At 62.1% G+C, this 18,958-nt stretch carries 18 protein-coding genes; 9 read left to right on the top strand and 9 right to left on the bottom strand.

Annotation, left to right across the window (positions count from 1 at the left end; all coding sequences use genetic code 11):
* Positions 1-25: 25 nt before the first annotated feature.
* From IOD17_RS15215 to IOD17_RS15225, 3 genes are read left to right on the top strand one after another with little or no spacing between them, the layout of a single operon-like run.
* Positions 26-937: an ABC transporter permease subunit gene (locus IOD17_RS15215; RefSeq protein ID WP_233685904.1), complete on the top strand. Its 912-nt coding sequence runs from the start codon at positions 26-28 to the stop codon at positions 935-937.
* A gap of 10 nt (positions 938-947) precedes the next feature.
* Positions 948-1,922, top strand: coding sequence for an ABC transporter ATP-binding protein (locus tag IOD17_RS15220; RefSeq protein WP_233685905.1), 975 nt, complete (start codon positions 948-950; stop codon positions 1,920-1,922).
* Positions 1,922-2,893, top strand: a complete 972-nt coding sequence (locus IOD17_RS15225; RefSeq protein ID WP_233685906.1) for a peptide ABC transporter ATP-binding protein — start codon at positions 1,922-1,924, stop codon at positions 2,891-2,893. The genes IOD17_RS15220 and IOD17_RS15225 overlap by 1 nt, the downstream gene beginning before the upstream one ends.
* Positions 2,894-2,918: 25 nt before the next feature.
* On the opposite strand, the gene IOD17_RS15230 is transcribed toward IOD17_RS15225, so the two are convergent.
* The gene (locus IOD17_RS15230; protein WP_233685907.1) at positions 2,919-3,695 is read right to left on the bottom strand and encodes a YdcF family protein; all 777 of its coding nucleotides are present in this window, start codon (positions 3,693-3,695) and stop codon (positions 2,919-2,921) included.
* A gap of 26 nt (positions 3,696-3,721) precedes the next feature.
* Complete coding sequence (locus IOD17_RS15235) at positions 3,722-4,165, bottom strand: hypothetical protein (RefSeq protein WP_233685908.1); 444 nt, start codon at positions 4,163-4,165, stop codon at positions 3,722-3,724.
* A 200-nt stretch (positions 4,166-4,365) separates the two neighbouring features.
* On the opposite strand from IOD17_RS15235, the gene leuS reads away from it, so the two are divergent.
* From leuS to lipA, 6 genes are all read left to right on the top strand, one after another.
* Positions 4,366-6,978 carry a leucine--tRNA ligase gene (gene leuS, locus IOD17_RS15240; protein ID WP_233685909.1) on the top strand — a complete coding sequence of 871 codons (2,613 nt, stop codon included), beginning with the start codon at positions 4,366-4,368 and terminating at the stop codon, positions 6,976-6,978.
* A gap of 56 nt (positions 6,979-7,034) precedes the next feature.
* Positions 7,035-7,646, top strand: a complete 612-nt coding sequence (gene lptE, locus IOD17_RS15245) for an LPS assembly lipoprotein LptE (protein WP_233685910.1) — start codon at positions 7,035-7,037, stop codon at positions 7,644-7,646.
* Between the two features lie 38 nt (positions 7,647-7,684).
* On the top strand, positions 7,685-8,719 hold the full coding sequence (gene holA, locus IOD17_RS15250) for a DNA polymerase III subunit delta (protein WP_233685911.1): 1,035 nt from the start codon (positions 7,685-7,687) through the stop codon (positions 8,717-8,719).
* Between the two features lie 82 nt (positions 8,720-8,801).
* On the top strand, positions 8,802-8,960 hold the full coding sequence (gene arfA / locus IOD17_RS15255; RefSeq protein ID WP_233685912.1) for an alternative ribosome rescue factor ArfA: 159 nt from the start codon (positions 8,802-8,804) through the stop codon (positions 8,958-8,960).
* A 72-nt stretch (positions 8,961-9,032) separates the two neighbouring features.
* Positions 9,033-10,316 (top strand): lytic murein transglycosylase, encoded by a 1,284-nt coding sequence (locus IOD17_RS15260; RefSeq protein WP_233685913.1) that lies wholly within the window; start codon positions 9,033-9,035, stop codon positions 10,314-10,316.
* A 145-nt stretch (positions 10,317-10,461) separates the two neighbouring features.
* Entirely contained in the window at positions 10,462-11,514 is a 1,053-nt protein-coding gene (gene lipA / locus IOD17_RS15265) for a lipoyl synthase (protein ID WP_233685914.1), read from the top strand.
* A gap of 69 nt (positions 11,515-11,583) precedes the next feature.
* On the opposite strand, the gene lipB is transcribed toward lipA, so the two are convergent.
* The 7 genes from lipB to mrdA form a co-directional block, all read right to left on the bottom strand.
* Complete coding sequence (gene lipB, locus IOD17_RS15270; RefSeq protein ID WP_233685915.1) at positions 11,584-12,237, bottom strand: lipoyl(octanoyl) transferase LipB; 654 nt, start codon at positions 12,235-12,237, stop codon at positions 11,584-11,586.
* Complete coding sequence (locus tag IOD17_RS15275; protein WP_233685916.1) at positions 12,237-12,506, bottom strand: DUF493 domain-containing protein; 270 nt, start codon at positions 12,504-12,506, stop codon at positions 12,237-12,239. The genes lipB and IOD17_RS15275 overlap by 1 nt, the downstream gene beginning before the upstream one ends.
* Before the next feature lie 73 nt (positions 12,507-12,579).
* Entirely contained in the window at positions 12,580-13,755 is a 1,176-nt protein-coding gene (locus IOD17_RS15280; RefSeq protein WP_233685917.1) for a D-alanyl-D-alanine carboxypeptidase family protein, read from the bottom strand.
* A 120-nt stretch (positions 13,756-13,875) separates the two neighbouring features.
* Positions 13,876-14,880 carry a septal ring lytic transglycosylase RlpA family protein gene (locus tag IOD17_RS15285; RefSeq protein WP_233685918.1) on the bottom strand — a complete coding sequence of 335 codons (1,005 nt, stop codon included), beginning with the start codon at positions 14,878-14,880 and terminating at the stop codon, positions 13,876-13,878.
* Positions 14,880-15,890 (bottom strand): lytic murein transglycosylase B, encoded by a 1,011-nt coding sequence (mltB, locus tag IOD17_RS15290; RefSeq protein ID WP_233686025.1) that lies wholly within the window; start codon positions 15,888-15,890, stop codon positions 14,880-14,882. The genes IOD17_RS15285 and mltB overlap by 1 nt, the downstream gene beginning before the upstream one ends.
* Positions 15,891-15,907: 17 nt before the next feature.
* Complete coding sequence (rodA, locus tag IOD17_RS15295) at positions 15,908-17,011, bottom strand: rod shape-determining protein RodA (protein ID WP_233686026.1); 1,104 nt, start codon at positions 17,009-17,011, stop codon at positions 15,908-15,910.
* Positions 17,012-17,049: 38 nt separating this feature from the next.
* Positions 17,050-18,939, bottom strand: coding sequence for a penicillin-binding protein 2 (gene mrdA / locus IOD17_RS15300; protein ID WP_233685919.1), 1,890 nt, complete (start codon positions 18,937-18,939; stop codon positions 17,050-17,052).
* Positions 18,940-18,958: the final 19 nt, after the last annotated feature.

Raw genomic sequence — 18,958 nt, forward strand, 5'->3', positions numbered from 1 at the left:
ATGCACAGGTTCTACGGAGCCCACTATGACAACTGAAAGCCTAAACACCAGTCTTGATCAATCGCTGCTCTACCCCTCGCCGCTCAAGGAATTCTGGCAGGCCTTCGCCCACAACAAGGGCGCAGTCGCCGGGCTGGCCTTTATGATCCTGCTGGTGATCTGCGCGCTGTTCGCGCCGTGGATCGCCCCGCACGACCCCAGCGAGCAATACCGCGAATTCCTGCTCACCCCGCCGGCCTGGCTGGAAGGCGGCCAGTTGCAGTTCCTGCTGGGCACCGATGAAGTAGGCCGCGACCTACTGTCGCGGCTGATCCACGGCGCGCGACTGTCGCTACTAATCGGCCTGGCCTCGGTGTTGATGTCGTTGATCCCCGGCATCCTTCTCGGCCTGGTCGCCGGCTTCTTTCCGCGCCTGCTCGGCCCGTCGATCATGCGCCTGATGGACATCATGCTGGCCCTGCCCTCGCTGCTGCTGGCGGTGGCCATCGTCGCCATCCTCGGCCCAGGGCTGATCAACACCATCTCCGCCATCGCCATCGTCTCGCTGCCGTCCTACGTGCGCCTGACCCGCGCTGCGGTGATGGGCGAGCTGAACCGCGACTACGTCACCGCTGCGCGCCTGGCCGGTGCCAGCCTGCCGCGGCTGATGTTTATCACCGTGCTGCCAAATTGCATGGCACCACTGATCGTGCAGGCCACCCTGAGCTTCTCCTCAGCAATTCTCGATGCCGCCGCCCTGGGTTTCCTCGGCCTCGGCGTACAACCGCCAACCCCTGAGTGGGGCACCATGCTGGCCTCGGCGCGCGACTATATCGAGCGCGCCTGGTGGGTGGTCAGCCTGCCGGGCCTGACCATTCTGCTCAGCGTGCTGGCAATCAATCTGATGGGCGACGGCCTGCGCGATGCACTCGACCCGAAACTCAAGAATGCGCAGTGAGGAACCCCGCATGAGCCTGTTGGATATCAAAAACCTCAGCGTGCGTTTCGGCGACGCCACGGCCATCCCGGTGGTCGACGGCCTCGACCTGTCCGTGGAAAAGGGCGAAGTGCTGGCGATTGTCGGTGAATCCGGCTCGGGCAAATCGGTGACCATGATGGCGCTGATGGGGCTGATCGACGCGCCCGGCATCGTCAGTGCCGACGGCCTGCAATTCGATGGCACCGACATGCTGAGGCTTAAAGGCCGCCAGCGCCGGCATATCGTCGGCAAGGACCTGTCGATGGTCTTTCAGGACCCGATGACCGCCCTCAACCCGAGCTTTACCGTGGGTTTCCAGATTGAGGAAGTGCTGCGCCAGCACCTGAATCTCAAAGGCCAGGCCGCGCGGCAACGCGCGCTGCAACTGCTGGAGCGGGTGGAAATCCCTGCCGCCGCCAGCCGCCTGAATGCCTACCCGCACCAGCTGTCTGGCGGCATGAGCCAACGGGTGGCGATTGCCATGGCGATTGCCGCCGAGCCCAAACTGCTGATCGCCGACGAGCCGACCACGGCGCTGGATGTGACCATTCAGGCGCAGATCATGGACCTGCTGGTGGGCCTGCAACGCGAGCAGAACATGGGCCTGGTGCTGATCACCCACGACCTGGCCGTGGTCGCCGAAACCGCACAACGGGTTTGCGTGATGTATGCCGGGCAAGCGGTGGAGATCGGCAGCGTGCCGCAGTTGTTCGACGCGCCAACGCACCCCTATACCGAAGCACTGCTCAAGGCGATCCCGGAGCACAGCCAGGGCCAGCGCCGCCTGGCCACCCTGCCCGGTATCGTACCGGGCCGGTATGACCGTCCGGTAGGCTGCCTGCTGTCGCCACGCTGCCCCTACGCCCAGGCCCATTGCCGTGAACAACGGCCAAGCCTGGATGCCCATGACCGCGGCGCGGTGCGCTGCTTCTACCCGCTCAATCTGACTGCGGAGGTGGCCTGATGAGCGCCGTCCTGACTGCTCGCGACCTCACCCGTCACTACGAAATATCCCGAGGCCTGTTTAAACCCAACGCTCAAGTGCAGGCGCTGAATGGCGTGTCCTTTGACTTACAGGCGGGCAAGACCCTGGCGGTGGTCGGCGAGTCCGGCTGCGGTAAATCCACCCTGGCCCGCGCCCTGACCCTGATTGAAGAGCCCAGCTCGGGCTCGCTGCAGATCGCCGGACAGGAAGTGACTGGCGCCAACAAAGCGCAGCGCAAACAGCTGCGCCGTGATGTGCAGATGGTTTTTCAAAACCCCTATGCCTCGCTCAATCCACGGCAGAAGGTCGGTGATCAACTGGGCGAACCGCTGCTGATCAATACCGCGTTGTCACGCCTGGAACGGCGTGAGCGGGTGCAGGCGATGATGCAACAGGTCGGCCTGCGCCCCGAGCATTACCAGCGCTACCCGCATATGTTTTCCGGTGGCCAGCGCCAACGTATCGCCCTAGCGCGGGCGATGATGCTGCAACCCAAAGTGCTGGTGGCCGACGAGCCGACCTCGGCGCTGGACGTGTCGATCCAGGCCCAGGTGCTCAACCTGTTTATGGACCTGCAGGAGCAGTTCAATACCGGCTATGTATTTATCTCGCACAACCTCTCGGTGGTACGCCACGTGGCCGACGACGTGCTGGTGATGTACCTCGGCCGCCCGGTGGAAATAGGCCCTAGCCAGCAAATCTATAGCCGCCCACTGCACCCCTATACCCAGGCGCTGCTGTCGGCGACGCCGACCATTCATCCCGACCCGAGCAAACCAAAGATCAAGATCAGTGGCGAGCTGCCCAACCCGCTATCGCCACCCAGCGGCTGCGCCTTCCATCAACGCTGCCCGCATGCCAGCGAACGCTGCCAGGTTGAACAGCCTCCACTGCGCCTGCTCGATGCCAGGCAAGTGGCTTGCCACCACGCTGAGCAGGTCAATAACTAAATGATGTGGCCCGGCTTAGCGGGGCTTACTCCTGCGCCGAGCCTCGGTAGAACAGCCGATAACCCAGCAGGCCAACGGCCTCGTTAAGCAGCAAACCGTTCTGCCAGACTGCCTTGCTTTCCGGCAGCCAGCCGCCAGCAGGTCGGCCATTGGGCGTACCGAGAAAGCCCATCGGCGCGCTGATTACCTGCAAACCCGCCTGTTCGAAACTCCAGCGCGACCTGGGCATGTGCCAGGCCTGGGTCACCAGCACCACGCGGGTAATTCCCGCCTCCTTCAGCAGCTCTGCGCTATGAGTCGCGTTCTCCCAGGTGGTGCGGCTTAAGCCCTCCTGCCAACGCACCGGCAAGCCGTAATCACGCGCCAGCACGTCAGCCATCAACGCCGCTTCACTGGGCGGTGCGCCAAAGTGCAACCCGCCACTGGTGAGCAGCGGCAAACCCGAGGCCTTGGCCAAGCGTGCGGCAAAACGCACCCGTTCCAACGCCAGCAGGCTGGGCTGATCCGCGCCCCAGCCGGGATCAGCCAATTCACGGCCGCCACCCAGCACGACAATCACATCCGCCTGCTGAGCCAGACCAGACCATTGCCGCTCATTCAATGCCGGCTCGCTTTCCAGCACGCGCGCCGAGTATTCGACCAGTACCGGCAAACTAAACAGCCACATACCGCCCAGCCCGACCACCAGACACCCCGCCGCCACACGCGGAAAACGCCGCCGCAGCCACCAGGCGGCCAGCAGCAAGAGCAGGAACAGGCCTGGCGGTAGAAAGAACTGTTTGAGGATGTAGCGAATCGGCATTGAGCACCTCCCTAGGTGCGCGCAGCCTAGCGATGATTACTCGCCCGAAACAACTGCGAACCACAAGCCTTGCAGGCCTGCACGCCATTGCCGGACTGCCAGCCGGCCACGGTGCCGCACAGTGCGCAACACAGCTGCAAGCGCCGTTTAAGCAGGGGTTTTACCTTGCCAGGCAGCGCTGCCGTGGCTTTGTGGCCGCAGCGGCCGACCTTGCGCGAGCTCGGCAGCTGCTCGATCTGCGCCATTTCCTGCGCTGCCGCATGCCAGCCACGCAGCCAGTCCAGGTCGCGGTTGAGGTAAGCGCGGATCAACTCCATTTCCGCCGCTGTCAGGCCACGCAGCTCAAGTTCCACCGGCGGCTGCGCGGTCAATGCACTGAGATTGTCCGCTTCGTCAAGGGCCATGGCCAGGCGCTGCAGCAGTCGCTCATAGAGCCCGCCAGCCGGTCCGCCACGCCTTAACTCTGCCATCCATCACCTCGCCCAGGAGCACAATGCCGCTCCCTACTGCAAGCTTAGCGTTCGCCCTCTGGCCAGCAGCCCCTCGCGACAAACGGCGAACGCAGGCCAGCCCGTGGCTGGCGGCGGCGCAATCAGGGTTTCCCTGAATAAGCGGGGCTCATGTATGCTACGGCGTTTCCCGCAAGCCCTTATTCCCAGCGCCGGTAGCCATGCAAGAACAGTATTCGCCCCGTGAAATCGAAGCCGCCGCGCAATCCCATTGGGATGCGCAGAAATCCTTTGTAGTGAGTGAACAGCCGGGCAAGGAGACCTTCTATTGCCTGTCGATGTTCCCCTACCCGAGCGGCAAGCTGCACATGGGCCATGTGCGCAACTACACCATCGGTGACGTGATAGCCCGCTACCAGCGCATGCAAGGCAAGAACGTGCTGCAACCGATGGGCTGGGACGCCTTCGGCATGCCGGCGGAAAACGCCGCAATGAAGAACAAGGTCGCACCGGCCAAGTGGACCTACGAGAACATCGAATACATGAAGAGCCAGCTGAAATCGCTGGGTCTGGCAGTGGACTGGACCCGCGAGGTCACCACCTGCAAGCCGGACTACTACCGCTGGGAGCAGTGGCTGTTCACCCGCCTGTTCGAGAAGGGCGTGATTTACCGCAAGAACGGCACCGTCAACTGGGACCCGGTGGACCAGACCGTACTGGCCAACGAACAAGTTATCGACGGCCGTGGCTGGCGTTCGGGCGCGCTGATCGAGAAGCGCGAAATCCCGATGTACTACTTCAAGATCACCGCTTACGCCGAAGAGCTGCTGAGCAGCCTGGATGAGCTGGATGGCTGGCCGGAACAGGTCAAGACCATGCAGCGCAACTGGATCGGCAAGAGCTTCGGTGCTGACATCGTGTTCGACTACGACGTCGCTAGCATCGGTATCGACGGCCAACTGAAGGTCTACTCGACTCGCCCCGACACCCTGATGGGCGCAACCTACGTCGCCGTGGCCGCCGAGCATCCGCTGGCGCAGCGCGCTGCCGAATCCAATCCGGCCATCGCCGCCTTTATCGCCGAGTGCAAGGCCGGCTCCGTGGCCGAGGCCGATATGGCCACCATGGAGAAGAAGGGCGTGGCCACCGGCCAGTTCGTCATCCATCCGCTGACCGGCGACAAGCTGCCGGTATTCGTCGCCAACTACGTGCTGTGGGGCTACGGCGAAGGCGCGGTGATGGCCGTGCCGGCACATGACGAGCGTGACTTCGAATTTGCCAACAAGTACGACTTGCCGATCAAGCAGGTCTACTTCGATGAAGGCAAGGACTACGACGCCAGCCAATGGCAGGACTGGTACGGCGACAAGGCCGGCCTGACCACCATCAACTCCGGCAAGTACGACGGCCTGGACTTCACCGCCGCCTTCGACGCCATCGTCGCCGACCTGGAAGCCAGCGCCCACGGCGCGCGCAAGACCCAGTTCCGCCTGCGCGACTGGGGCATCAGCCGCCAGCGCTACTGGGGCTGCCCGATCCCGATCATCCACTGCGACGCCTGCGGCGACGTGCCGGTGCCGGAAGACCAGTTGCCGGTGGTGCTGCCCGAAGACGTGGTGCCGGACGGTGCCGGTTCGCCGCTGGCCAAGATGCCCGAGTTCTACGAGTGCAGCTGCCCGAAATGCGGCGCACCGGCCAAGCGCGAAACCGACACCATGGACACCTTTGTCGAGTCGTCCTGGTATTACGCGCGCTACGCCTCACCGCATTACACCGGCGGCATGGTCGATCCGGAAGCGGCCAACCACTGGCTGCCGGTTGATCAGTACATTGGCGGTATTGAACACGCCATCCTGCACCTCTTGTACGCGCGCTTCTTCCATAAGCTGATGCGTGACGAGGGGCTGGTGTCCTCCAACGAGCCATTCAAGAATCTGCTGACCCAGGGCATGGTGGTGGCCGACACCTACTACCGCACCCTGGAAAACGGCGGCAAGGACTGGTTCAACCCGGCGGACGTTGTGCTGGAGCGCGACAGCAAGGCCAAGGTCATTAGCGCCAAACTGAAAGCCGACGGCCTGCCGGTGGAAATCGGCGGCACCGAGAAGATGTCCAAGTCGAAAAACAACGGCGTCGACCCACAGTCGATGATCGATCAGTTCGGCGCTGACACCTGCCGCTTGTTCATGATGTTCGCCTCGCCGCCCGACATGAGCTGCGAATGGTCGGACGCTGGCGTTGAAGGCGCCAACCGCTTCCTGCGCCGCGTCTGGCGTCTGGCGCAACAGCACGTCAATCTGGGCGTTGCCGGTGCGCTGGATGTCACCAGCCTGGATGACGAGCAGAAAGCCGTGCGCCGCGCGATTCACCTGGCGATCAAACAGTCGAGTTTCGATATTGGCCAGCACCACAAATTCAACACCGCCATCGCCCAGGTGATGACCCTGATGAATGTGCTGGAGAAGGCCGCACACGCCACCGCGCAAGATCGTGCCCTGCTCCAGGAAGGCCTGGAAGCGGTAGCCCTGCTGCTGGCGCCAATCACTCCGCATATCAGCCACCAGCTGTGGCAGGAACTGGGCCATGAAGAAGCGATCATCGACGCTGCCTGGCCACAGGTGGATGAGAGCGCTCTGGTGCAGGACAGTCTAACCCTGGTTATTCAGGTCAACGGCAAGCTGCGCGGCGAAATCATCGTTGCCGCCAGTGCCAGCCGCGAAGAGGTCGAGGCGGCGGCCCGCGCCAACGAGAACGTGCAACGCTTCACCGAAGGCGTGACCATCCGCAAGGTCATCGTGGTACCGGGCAAGCTGGTCAACATCGTCGCCAACTGATTAAGCTCGGCGCCATGCCTGCATGGCGCCGTGACTCTCCAAGGGGATACAAGAGAATGATGAAACGGAATCTGATGGTAATCGGCCTGGCTGTACTACTCAGCGCATGCGGCTTCCAGCTGCGTGGCACGGGTGACGTGCAGTTTGCGCTCAAGGAACTCGACGTCAGCGCACGCAACGCCTATGGCGAAACCGTCAAAGATGTACGCAAAGCCCTAGAGTACAATGATGTACGCGTATATCCCGGCGCGCCCTATCGCCTGATATTGACGGATGAACGTGAGGAACGTCGTAGCGCTAGCTTCACAAGCTCGGCACGAACGGCTGAGTATGAGCTGACCATTAGCCTCGACTACGAGATTCGCGGTAGTAAAGACCTGCTGCTGATGCGCAATAAGCTAGAGACTCAAGGGTATTACAACCAAGATGGCAACAACCTGATCGGCGGCGACCAAGAAGCCGTGCAAATACGCAAGGAAATGCGTCGCGAACTGATCCAGCAACTGGTTCAGCGCCTGCAACAGGTCAGCCCGGACCAACTCGACCAGCTGCAACAGGCCGCAGAAGCCAAGGCTAAAGCCGAAGCTGACGCTCTGGAAGCCGCTCGCCAACAACAGGCCGCGCAACCGCAGCAATCGCCGATCCAGCTGCCCGTTCCGGCCCAGTAAGCTTGCCGGGCCGCACCTGCGGCCCAGCCCTGCGCCCCATGAAGCTCAATTCCGCACAACTCGGCAAACACCTGCAGGGCAACCTGAGCCCGGTCTACGTAATCAGCGGTGATGAACCGCTGCTCTGCCAGGAAGCCGCCGATGCCATTCGCGCCGCCACCCGCCAACAGGGGTTCAGCGAGCGCCAGGTGTTCAACGCCGACAACAACTTCGACTGGGGAAACCTGCTGCAGGCCGGTGCCAGCCTGTCGCTGTTCGCCGACAAACGCCTGCTGGAACTGCGCCTACCCAACGGCAAGCCCGGCGACAAGGGCGCAGCCGCGCTGCTGGAATACCTCGCCCGCCCCGCCGAAGACACCGTGCTGCTGATCAGCCTGCCCAAGCTCGATGGCAGCGCACAGAAGACCAAATGGGGCAAGGCGCTGATCGAAGGCGCGCAGACGCAGTTCGTCCAAATCTGGCCGGTCGAGGCCAGCCAGCTGCCGCAATGGATTCGCCAGCGCCTGGCGCAATCAGGCCTCAGTGCCAGCGCCGAAGCCGTGGACATGATTGCCGTACGCGTGGAAGGCAACCTGCTCGCCGCCGCCCAGGAAATCGAGAAACTCAAGCTGCTGGCCGAAGGCACGCAGATCGACGTCGACACCGTACACGCCTCGGTCGCCGACAGCGCACGCTTCGATGTATTCGGCCTGATCGACGCGGCCCTCAATGGCGAAGCCGCCCACGCCCTGCGCATGCTCGAAGGCCTGCGCGGCGAAGGCGTCGAGCCACCGGTGATTCTCTGGGCCCTGGCCCGCGAAATCCGCCTGCTGGCAACCATCGCCCAGCAGTACGCCCAGGGCATGCCCCTGGAAAAAGCCTTCAGCTCGGCCCGCCCCCCCGTCTGGGACAAGCGCCGTCCGCTAGTCAGCAAAGCCCTGCAACGCCTGTCCGCCTCACGCTGGGCAGCCTTGCTGCAGGACGCTCAACAGATCGACGCACAGATCAAGGGGCAAGCGCCAGGCGATGCCTGGAGCGGCCTGGGCCTGCTGACTTTGAACATCTGCGGCCAGCGCCTGGGCCTGAACCGCTAGACTTCGGCATCTGGACATTTGCCAGAGTGCGGCGCATGCTGCGCGCGCCTGCAGCGTGCAGGTCACGCCCCGAGGAATGAACATGGCGAAGAACCGCAAACACCGGCCGAACAAGGCCAAATCCCTGATCGCCCAACCGCTGTTTCGCTCACGCCAGGAAACACCCGGCAAAGGCAAAGGCAGCTACCGCCGCGAAGCCTCCCAGCAAAACTGGGAGGCTTCATACGTTCTGGCCGCCTGAAAAGCCCGCCGCAGCCCGCATCATGCCCCAATCATGCTAAGGTTACGGCCTGCGAAACGTGCCGAGACCACCATGCCTTACCTGTTTCTTCGTGGCCTGTCCCATAGCGCCACCGCCTGCATCCTGCTGCTCCTGACTGCCTGCGCAGAAGCACCTGCACAGCCACTCGCCGCCGCAGTGAGCACGCCGCCGTCAGCAACCGTCAGCCAACCTGCGCCTGCTGCTATTAGCGCCACACCACTGCTCAGTTTTGATGAGTGGCGCATACTCCTGCGCAGTGATGCGATTGCTGCTGGGATTGATGCCGATCTGTTTGATCGCACCTTCACTGGCATCACCCTGGACCCCAAGGTTATCGCCGCAGACAACAGCCAACCGGAATTCACCCGCCCGGTCTGGGAATACATCGATGGCGCCGTCTCGGTCTCGCGCATCGCCCAGGGCCGCCTGCTCAAGGCGCAACACCGCCCAACCCTGAAAGCCATCCGCAGCACCTACGCCGTAGACCATGAAGTGCTGATCGCCATCTGGGGCATGGAAAGCAACTACGGCAGTAACATCGGCAGTCATAACGTTATCCGCTCGCTGGCCACCCTGGCCTACGACGGCCGCCGCCAAGTGTTCTGGCGCAGCCAGTTGCTGGCCGCGCTGCAGATCCTGCAAGCCGGGGATGGCCCGCAGCAGGGCCTGATCGGCTCGTGGGCCGGCGCCATGGGGCAAACCCAGTTCATGCCCACCACCTTCAATCAGCACGCCGTGGACTTCGACGGTGACGGCCACCGCGACCTGTGGCGTTCAGCACCCGATGCGCTGGCCTCGGCCGCGCACTACCTGCAAGCATCCGGCTGGCAGAACGGACAGCCCTGGGGCTTTGAAGTCAGTCTCCCGCAGGGCTTTGATTACGCCCAGGCCGACCCGGAAGTACGCCTCAGCCTGGCGCAATGGCGCGCACAAGGGGTCAACCCGCTGCGTACAGTGGATGCCAACGAACAGAGCCCAGCCTCGCTGTTTCTTCCCGCCGGCCACCGTGGCCCGGCATTTCTGGTGCTGAACAACTTCCGCAGCATTCTCAAGTACAACAACTCCACCGCCTACGCCCTGGCCATCGGCCTGCTCAGCGATGCCCTGGATGGCAACCCCGGCGTACAGGCCACCTGGCCGCGCAACGACCGCCAACTGGGACGCAGCGAGCGCATCGAACTGCAGGAATTGCTGAGCAGCAAGGGCTATGAGCCAGGCCCGGCTGACGGCATCATCGGGGCAAACACGCGCAAGGCCGTACGCGCCTTTCAGCAGAGTCTGGGCCTGCCCGCTGACGGCTACCCCAGCCACGAGTTATTGCAAAAGCTGCGGTAAGAAACGGACGCAACCTGGGCAAAAGCGCAAGATCGCCAAGCACGAACGGGCAGAACCGCACGGCGCACAACGGACTGAACAGTCAGCTTCTGTGATAGACTGCGCGGCGGCCACAAGCCGCCTCGTCCACGGAGCCCGATAGCCGATGTCCGATACTCCCTCGCCCAAAACCGTTGCCAGCGGCGACAAATTCCGCACTGCTCAAGGCATCACCGCGATCAAGGACGGACAAAAGCGCCGCGCCTCCAGCGAACCTCAGGTATTCGAACCCAAGCCGAAGTGGCTGCGGGTCAAAGCCCCCGGCGGCAGCCGCTTCGAAGCGGTCAAACGCAACGTCAGCGAACATCGCCTGAGCACCGTATGCCAAGAATCCCACTGCCCGAATATGGGCGAATGCTGGTCCAACGGCACCGCTACCATCATGCTGATGGGCTCGGTGTGCACCCGCGCCTGCCGCTTCTGCGCAGTTGACACCGGCAACCCCAATGGCTGGCTGGACCTGGAAGAGCCGCAGAACACCGCCAAATCGGTGGAGCTAATGGCCCTGCGCTATATCGTGCTGACCTCGGTGGACCGCGACGATCTGGATGATGGCGGTGCCAGTCACTACGCGGCCTGTGTACGAGCGATCAAGAACAACACCCCACAGGTGGTGGTAGAAGCCCTGACCCCGGACTTCGACGGCGACCTAGCGGCCATCAAACGGGTAGTGGATTCCGGCCTCGAAGTGTTCGCGCAGAACGTCGAGACGGTCAAACGCCTCACTCACGTGGTACGTGATCCACGCGCTGGCTATGAAAAGACCCTGAATGTGCTGGCCCACGCCAAGAAGCATCGTCCGGACGTGCTGACCAAGACCAGCCTGATGCTGGGGCTGGGCGAGACCGATGAAGAGATCATCCAGACCATGGATGACTTGCGTGCTATCAACGTCGACATCCTCACCCTCGGCCAGTACCTGCAACCCACGCGCAATCACCTGAAGGTGCAGCGCTGGGTCAGCCCGGAAGAGTTCAATCGTTTCCGCGAGATCGGTCTGGAAAAAGGCTTTATGGAAGTTGCCGCCGGCCCGCTAGTGCGCTCCAGCTACCGCGCCGACAAGGTGTTCGAGAAGAACAACCTGGGTCTGGCCGCGCCAGTGCCCGTACCGGGTCAAGAACTCGACAGCAGCCTGATTCCTGCCCTCAATCTGAACTGATTGAGCCACGCAGCGCCTGACCTGGGGCTTTGCCTGAGGTCAGGCGTTTGTGTATCCGCCCAACCCCGCTTAACAGTCGATTGCGCCCGCCAGACTCTGCTGCTGCGCGTAGTCGAGATGCTTGACCAGCTGCTCACGCAGTCGCGCGCTGACATCGGAAATATCAACCGGCTCAGCCACCTGATCAGCGAGCTGAGTCATGGCCATGCCGGCATAACCGCAAGGGTTGATGCGCTGGAACGGCTGCAGGTCCATATCCACATTCAGCGCCAGACCATGGAAGCTGCGCCCGTTGCGAATACGCAGACCGAGCGAGGCGATCTTTGCGCCATCCACATACACACCCGGCGCATCCGGCTTGGCGTTGGCGCTGACGCCATAACTGGCCAGCAGGTCGATCAGGCTACGCTCGATACGACTCACCAGTTCACGCACACCAATACCACTGCGACGCACGTCCAACAGCAGGTAGGCGACCAGTTGACCCGGCCCGTGGTAAGTCACCTGACCACCGCGATCGACCTGCACCACCGGAATATCCCCTGGAAACAGCACATGCTCGGCTTTGCCGGCCTGGCCCTGGGTAAATACAGGGGAATGCTCAAGCAGCCAGATTTCGTCAGGCGTATCCACGCCGCGCGTATCGGTGAAGCGCTGCATCGCATGCCAGGTAGGTTGATAGTCGACCTGGCCCAGCTCACGAAAGCCGAGCGGCAGGTCCATCACAGCACCATGTGCACGATACCGGTCGCACGCAGGGCGCTGTTGATATCGCGTAGCTGATCTTCGCTGGTGGCTTCGATATGCAGCTGCACGGTGGTGTACTTGCCGTTGCTGCTCTGGCGTTCGGCCAGGGTGCTGAGATCGACCTTGGCGTGCTGGCTAAGGATCTCGATCACCGTACTCTTGTAGTTGGCGCCACTGTCACCGACCACCTTGATCGGGTAGTCCGCGCAGGGGAATTCGATTTTGTGCGATTTGACGTCGGTCATGGCAGTAACGGCCTCGTAAGCCGTGGCAACAACAGCGCCCCTGCAGGTCGGCAAGGGCGCGCTGGTCACGCTATCAGTTGAACAATCCAAAGAAGAACAGGCTGATGCTATCCCACAGGCGACGGAAGAAGCTGCCTTCCTCAACGGCCTCAAGAGCAATCAGATCGGCGCTGTGCACCACTTCTTCACCCAGTTTTACCTCGACCTTGCCGATCACATCGCCTTGGGCAATGGGCGCGGTGAGCTGCGGGTTGAGGGTCATGCCGGCCTGCAGTTTATCCAGCTGGCCTTTCGGCAGAGTCAGGCTCAGGTCAGTGGCCAGACCGGCCTTGACCTGACGTACAGTGCCCTTCCACACCTGTGCCTGAGCCAGCTCTTGGCCTTTCTTGTAGAAGGTCCGGGTTTCGAAGAAGCGGAAACCATAGGTCAGCAGCTTCTGAGTTTCGGCGGCGCGGGCAGACTCGCTGACAGTGCCAAACACCGAAGTGATCATGCGCGCGCCATCGCGCACAGCCGAGGCGACCAGGCAATAGCCGGCTTCCTGGGTGTGGCCGGTTTTCAGACCATCCACGGTCTTGTCACGCCACAGCAACAGGTTACGGTTGCCCTGCTTGATGTTGTTCCAGAGGAACTCTTTCTGCGCGTAGATGGCGTAGTGTTCCTGGTCTTCATTGATGATTGCACGGGCCAGAATGGCCATATCGTGGGCACTGGAGTAGTGCTCCGGGTGCGGCAGGCCGGTGGCATTCATGAAGTGGCTATTGGTCATGCCCAGACGTGCAGCGGTCTCGTTCATCATGTCGGCGAAGGCATCTTCGCTGCCGGCAATGTATTCGGCCAGGGCGATACTGGCGTCGTTGCCCGACTGGATGATCACACCGTGCAGCAGGTCATCGACTTTCACCTGACTGTTCAAGGGCAGGAACATGGTCGAACCGCCGGATGCAGCACCACCGGTACGCCAGGCGTGCTCGCTGATCGGCACCAGGTCCTGCTCGCCGATCTTGCCCTTGCGAATTTCCAGGGTAGCGATGTAGGCCGTCATCAGCTTGGTCAGGCTAGCCGGCGGCAAACGCTGGTCGCCATTGTTCTCCACCAGCACCTTGCCGCTGGCGGCATCGAGCAGCACATAGGATTTTGCTGCGAGCTGTGGGGCAGAAGGAATCACTTGCTGATTAGCCCAGACAGTCGGTGCGCTGAGCAGGAACAGTGACAGGAAAACGCGTTGCGCAAAGCTGGTGATATTCATCCGTCTCTCTAGATTGCTGATGGTGGAACAGCCCCGCAGGGCATAGTCAGTACCGCACCTGATCAGTCGTAACCGAGCAGGGTGGTTGTTTAGTCCCGCGGGAAAACAATAAGTGCCGTGTCAATCCGCCTTGACCAGGGCTGGCTCGCCAAGGTTGGCCAGGCGCACGCTGCTTTGCAGCTGCTCAGCCTCGCTTTGACTGCTCACCGGCCCCAGGCGCACGCGGTGCAAGATCTGCTGGTTGCGCACCACTGAGCTGACGAACACCGGCGCAGCCACCGTCTCGCTCAGCTTCGCCCGGAGTAGCTCCGCAGCGTCCGGATTGGCGAAGGCGGCCACTTGGAGATACAGGCCAGAGGCTCCGACTGAAGCGTTTTTTTTTGCGTCAATCTGCACGGGGAGCACCGCGGCGGCATGCTGCTGCGGCGGTGGCGAATACTGTTCAACCGGCTGTGCGACAGGCTGTGCAATCGGTTGAGCCTTTGCCACTTGCTGCGGTGCAGCCAGCACCATCGGCACCGGACGGCCCTGTTGAGCCCACCATTCGTGCGGATCGATGCCTTCGACCTTGACCCGCGCGGTGCCGCTTTCGGCGTAACCGAGCTTCTTCGCTGCTGCAAAGGACAGGTCGATGATACGGTCGGAATAGAACGGGCCACGGTCATTGACCCGCAGGATCGCCGACTTGCCGTTCTCCAGATTGGTCACCCGCACGTAGCTCGGCAGCGGCAGGGTCTTGTGCGCGGCGGTCATGCCGTACAGGTCGTAGGTTTCACCATTGGCAGTGGCTTGGCCATGGAATTTGGTGCCATACCAGGACGCCGGACCGACTGCCTGATAACGGCGGGCATCGGGAATCGGGTAATACTGTTTGCCGAATACGGTGTAAGGGCTGGCCTTGACCGGGCCGTAATGCGGCATGGGCACGGCATCAGGAATCCGCGAGACATCGACATCCCACCAGGGCGCGCCATCCTTGTGCGGACGGTTGAAGTCCCCCGGGCCGGAAATCGCCCCGCCCGAGTGTATCGGCGCCACAGGCTGCGGCGCACGGGTGGACGAGCAACTGGCCAGAGCCAGCGCGAGGCTGCCATACAACGCCAATTTGAAAGGCAAACGCGACATCAGTTCTTACCCCGTGCATCAACCAGCAACTCGGCCAGCTGATTGACCGCCATGGCATACATAACACTGCGATTGTAGCGGGTGATCACAAAGAAGTTAGGCAAGCCTAGCCAGTACTCGTCGCCCTCAGCACCTTCCAGACGGAAGGCCGTCACCGGCAGGTCGTCGCTCAGTGCGTCGGCACTCGACCAGCCCAGCGCACGCAACTCGCCGACATTTTTCACCGGGTCCAGGCCCACAGTCAGGCCTTGTTCGGCCTGTGCGCCTTTGACTCGAGCAACGCTGGCAACAGGCTGGCCGGGCTGCCAACCATGGCGTTTGAAGTAGCTGGCTACACTGCCGATGGCATCGGCCGGGTTGTTCCAGATATTGATATGGCCGTCGCCATCAAAATCCACCGCATAGGCGCGGAAGCTGCTCGGCATAAATTGCGGCAGGCCCATGGCACCAGCGTAGGAGCCGGTCATGCTCAGCGGCTCGACCTGTTCTTCACGGGTCAGCAGGAGAAACTCGCGCAGTTCCTTACGGAAGAATGGCGCACGCGGCGGGTAGTCAAAGGCCAGGGTCGACAGCGCGTCCATCACCCGCCAGCTACCGGTATTGCCACCGTAGAAGGTTTCCACGCCGATGATCGCGACGATCACCTGCGCCGGCACTCCGTATTCGGCTTCGGCACGGGCCAGGGTCGCCTCATGCTGTTTCCAGAACTCGACACCCTTACTGATGCGCTTGTCGGTGATAAAGATCGGCCGGTAGTCCTTCCACGGCTTGGCCTTTTCAGCAGGGCGCGAAATGGCATCGAGAATCGCCTGCTTACGCTCGACCTGAGCAAACAGCTCGACCAGTTGCTCGCCGGCAAAGCCGTAGTCACGGGTCATTTCGGCAACAAATTCGGCCACCTGAGGTGACTGCTGATAATCGCCGGCAACAGCCGTCTGGGCTACCCCGAACACCCCAGCCAGAGCTAGCCAAGGTGCAGTTCGTACCATCCAGCCACGCGCGTTTTGCATTGAATTCATAATCCCAATCAAGCCTGCGTCATCCACTTACGATGGGTGTGGATCGACATCAAAATTCCAAATCCTGCCAACAGGGTGATCAGCGAGGTGCCGCCATAGCTGATGAAGGGCAACGGCACCCCCACCACTGGCAACAGGCCGCTGACCATCCCGATATTGACGAAGACATACACGAAGAAAGTCATGGTCAGCGCGCCGGCGAGCAGCTTACCGAACAGCGTCTGCGCTTGCACGGTAATCACCAGGCCGCGCGCGATCAACAGCAAGTACACCAGCAGTAACAAACACACCCCGACCAGGCCGAATTCCTCAGCCAGCACCGCGATGATGAAGTCGGTGTGACTTTCCGGGAGAAAATCCAGGTGCGACTGGGTGCCCTGCAACCAGCCCTTGCCGAGCACGCCGCCGGAGCCGATGGCGGCCTTGGACTGGATGATGTTCCAGCCGCTGCCCAGCGGATCGCTTTCCGGGTTGAGGAAGGTCAGCACCCGCTGCTTCTGGTACTGGTGCATGACAAAGAACCACATGCCGACGGCGATCGGCACCACTGCTGCCACTGCGCTGATCACCCAACGCCATTGCAGCCCGGCGATAAACAGCACGAAGCCACCCGAAGCGAGGATCAGCAGCGAGGTGCCCAGGTCAGGCTGCATCAGAATCAACACGAAAGGCACGATGATCATCGCCAGGCTGATGCAGATGTGTTTCAGACGTGGCGGCAGGCTGCGATTGGACAGATACCAGGCGATGCTGGCCGGCATGATGATCTTCATGAACTCAGACGGCTGGAAGCGGATCACCCCGGGAATATTGATCCAGCGCGTAGCGCCCATGGCGTTGTGGCCCATGACATCCACCACCACCAGCAGGGCCACACCGCCCACGTAGGCCAGCGGCACCCAGCGCTCCATAAAGCGCGGTTCGAACTGGGCGATGATGAACATGCCGACCATACCGAGGCCAAAGGAACTGGCCTGCTTCATCAACAGATCGACGTTCTTGCCACTGGCGGAATAGAGAATCATCAGGCTACCGCAGGCCAGCACCAGCAAGAGCAGCAACAGAATGCCGTCGATATGCAGGCGCTGCAGCAGCGTCGCCCGACGGCGCAGCAGGTCTTCGGTGGACAGGTTACGGTCGAAACTACTGTTCATGGTGCAGCGACCTCGGCCGCCACAGGCGGAGCAAATTCGGCTTTCAACTGACCGTTCTCATCCAGCAACCAGGCGTCCATCACCTGCTTGACCACTGGCGCAGCCACACCAGAGCCGGACTCACCATTCTCGACCATCACCGACACGGCGATCTGCGGGTTGTCCGCCGGCGCGAAGGCGACGAACAGTGCATGGTCGCGGTGACGCTCCTGAACCTTGCTGCGGTCGTACTTCTCGCCCTGCTTGATCGCCACCACCTGGGCGGTACCGCTCTTGCCGGCAATCCGGTAGACCGACGTGTCGCCCACCTTGCGCGCCGTACCGCGCGCGCCGTGCATGACCTGCTCCATGCCGTGGCGGCCGTTATCCCAGAACTTGGGATCACGCAGCACGATATCCGGCAGCGGATTGGGGTCCACCGGCACACGGCCCTGAATGGTCTTGGCCAGATGCGGGCGAATCCACTTGCCGCGCGTGGCCATCAGCGCCGTGGCCTGGGCCAGCTGCAGCGGTGTGGTCTGCATATAGCCCTGACCGATCCCGAGAATCAGGGTTTCACCCGGATACCAGGCCTGGCGATAGCGCGCCCGCTTCCACTCCCGCGACGGCATCAAGCCGGCGGTTTCTTCGAACATGTCCAGCGCCACACGCTGACCCAAGCCGAAACGGGTCATGTAGTCATGCATGCGGTCGATGCCCATCTTGTGCGCCAGCGAATAGAAGTAGGTGTCGTTGGAGCGGGCAATGGCCAGGTCCATATCCACCCAACCGTCACCGGTGCGGTTCCAGTTGCGGTATTTATGGCTATGCCCCTGCAGCTGATAGAAGCCCGGATCATGCACCCGCGTTTGCGGGGTCACCACGCCAGCATCCAGCCCGGCCACTGCGACCATCGGTTTGATCGTCGAGCCCGGCGGGTAGAGGCCACGCAGCACCCGGTTATACAGCGGCCGATCAATCGAATCGCGCAAATCGGCATAGGCTTTAAAGCCAATACCCGTGACAAAGGGGTTGGGGTCGAAACTCGGCTGGCTGACCATCGCCAGCACTTCACCGGTTTGTGGCTGGATCGCCACAATGGCCCCGCGACGGCCAGCCAGAGCGGCTTCAGCAGCCTCCTGCAGGCGCACATCGAGGCTCAGGACGATGTCCTTACCGGGCGTCGGATCGGTGCGCTTGAGCACCCGCAATACGCGCCCCCGGGCGTTGGTTTCGACCTCTTCGTAACCCACGTCACCATGCAGCTCGTCTTCATAGAAGCGCTCGATACCGGTCTTGCCGATATGGTGCGTGCCGCTGTAAGCCACCGGATCAAGCTCTTTCAGCTCTTTCTCGTTGATCCGTCCGACATAGCCCACCGAGTGGGCAAAGTGTTCGCCCAGCGGATAGTGCCGCACCAGCTGCGCCGCCACTTCAACCCCCGGCAGGCGGAACTGGTTGATGGCGATAAGGGCAATCTGCTCCTCACTCAGCTCAAACAACACCGGCACCGGCTCGAATGGCCGCCGCCCCTGACGCACCCGGCGCTCGAATAGCGCGCGTTCATCCGGCCCCAGCTTCAGCACTTCGACAATCACATCGAGCACCTGCGGCCAATCGCCGGCGCGCTCGCGGGTCAGAGTCAGGCTGAAACTTGGCCGGTTATCCGCGATGATCACCCCGTTGCGGTCGAAGATCAGCCCACGGTTCGGCGGAATCGGCTGTACATGGATGCGGTTATTTTCCGCCAGGGTGGTGTGGTACTCGTACTGCACCACCTGCAGGTAGTAAAGGCGCACAAGCAACACCGAGGTCAGCAGCAACACCACCACAGCCCCCACCACCGCGCGCTTGCGGATCAGGCGACTGTCTTTTTCGTGGTCTTTGAGGCGTATGGGCTGCGGCATCGGTGGCGGCTGGCTACTG

Origin of the sequence: Pseudomonas anguilliseptica, assembly GCF_021375795.1 — a bacterium.
Classification (GTDB): domain Bacteria; phylum Pseudomonadota; class Gammaproteobacteria; order Pseudomonadales; family Pseudomonadaceae; genus Aquipseudomonas; species Aquipseudomonas anguilliseptica_A.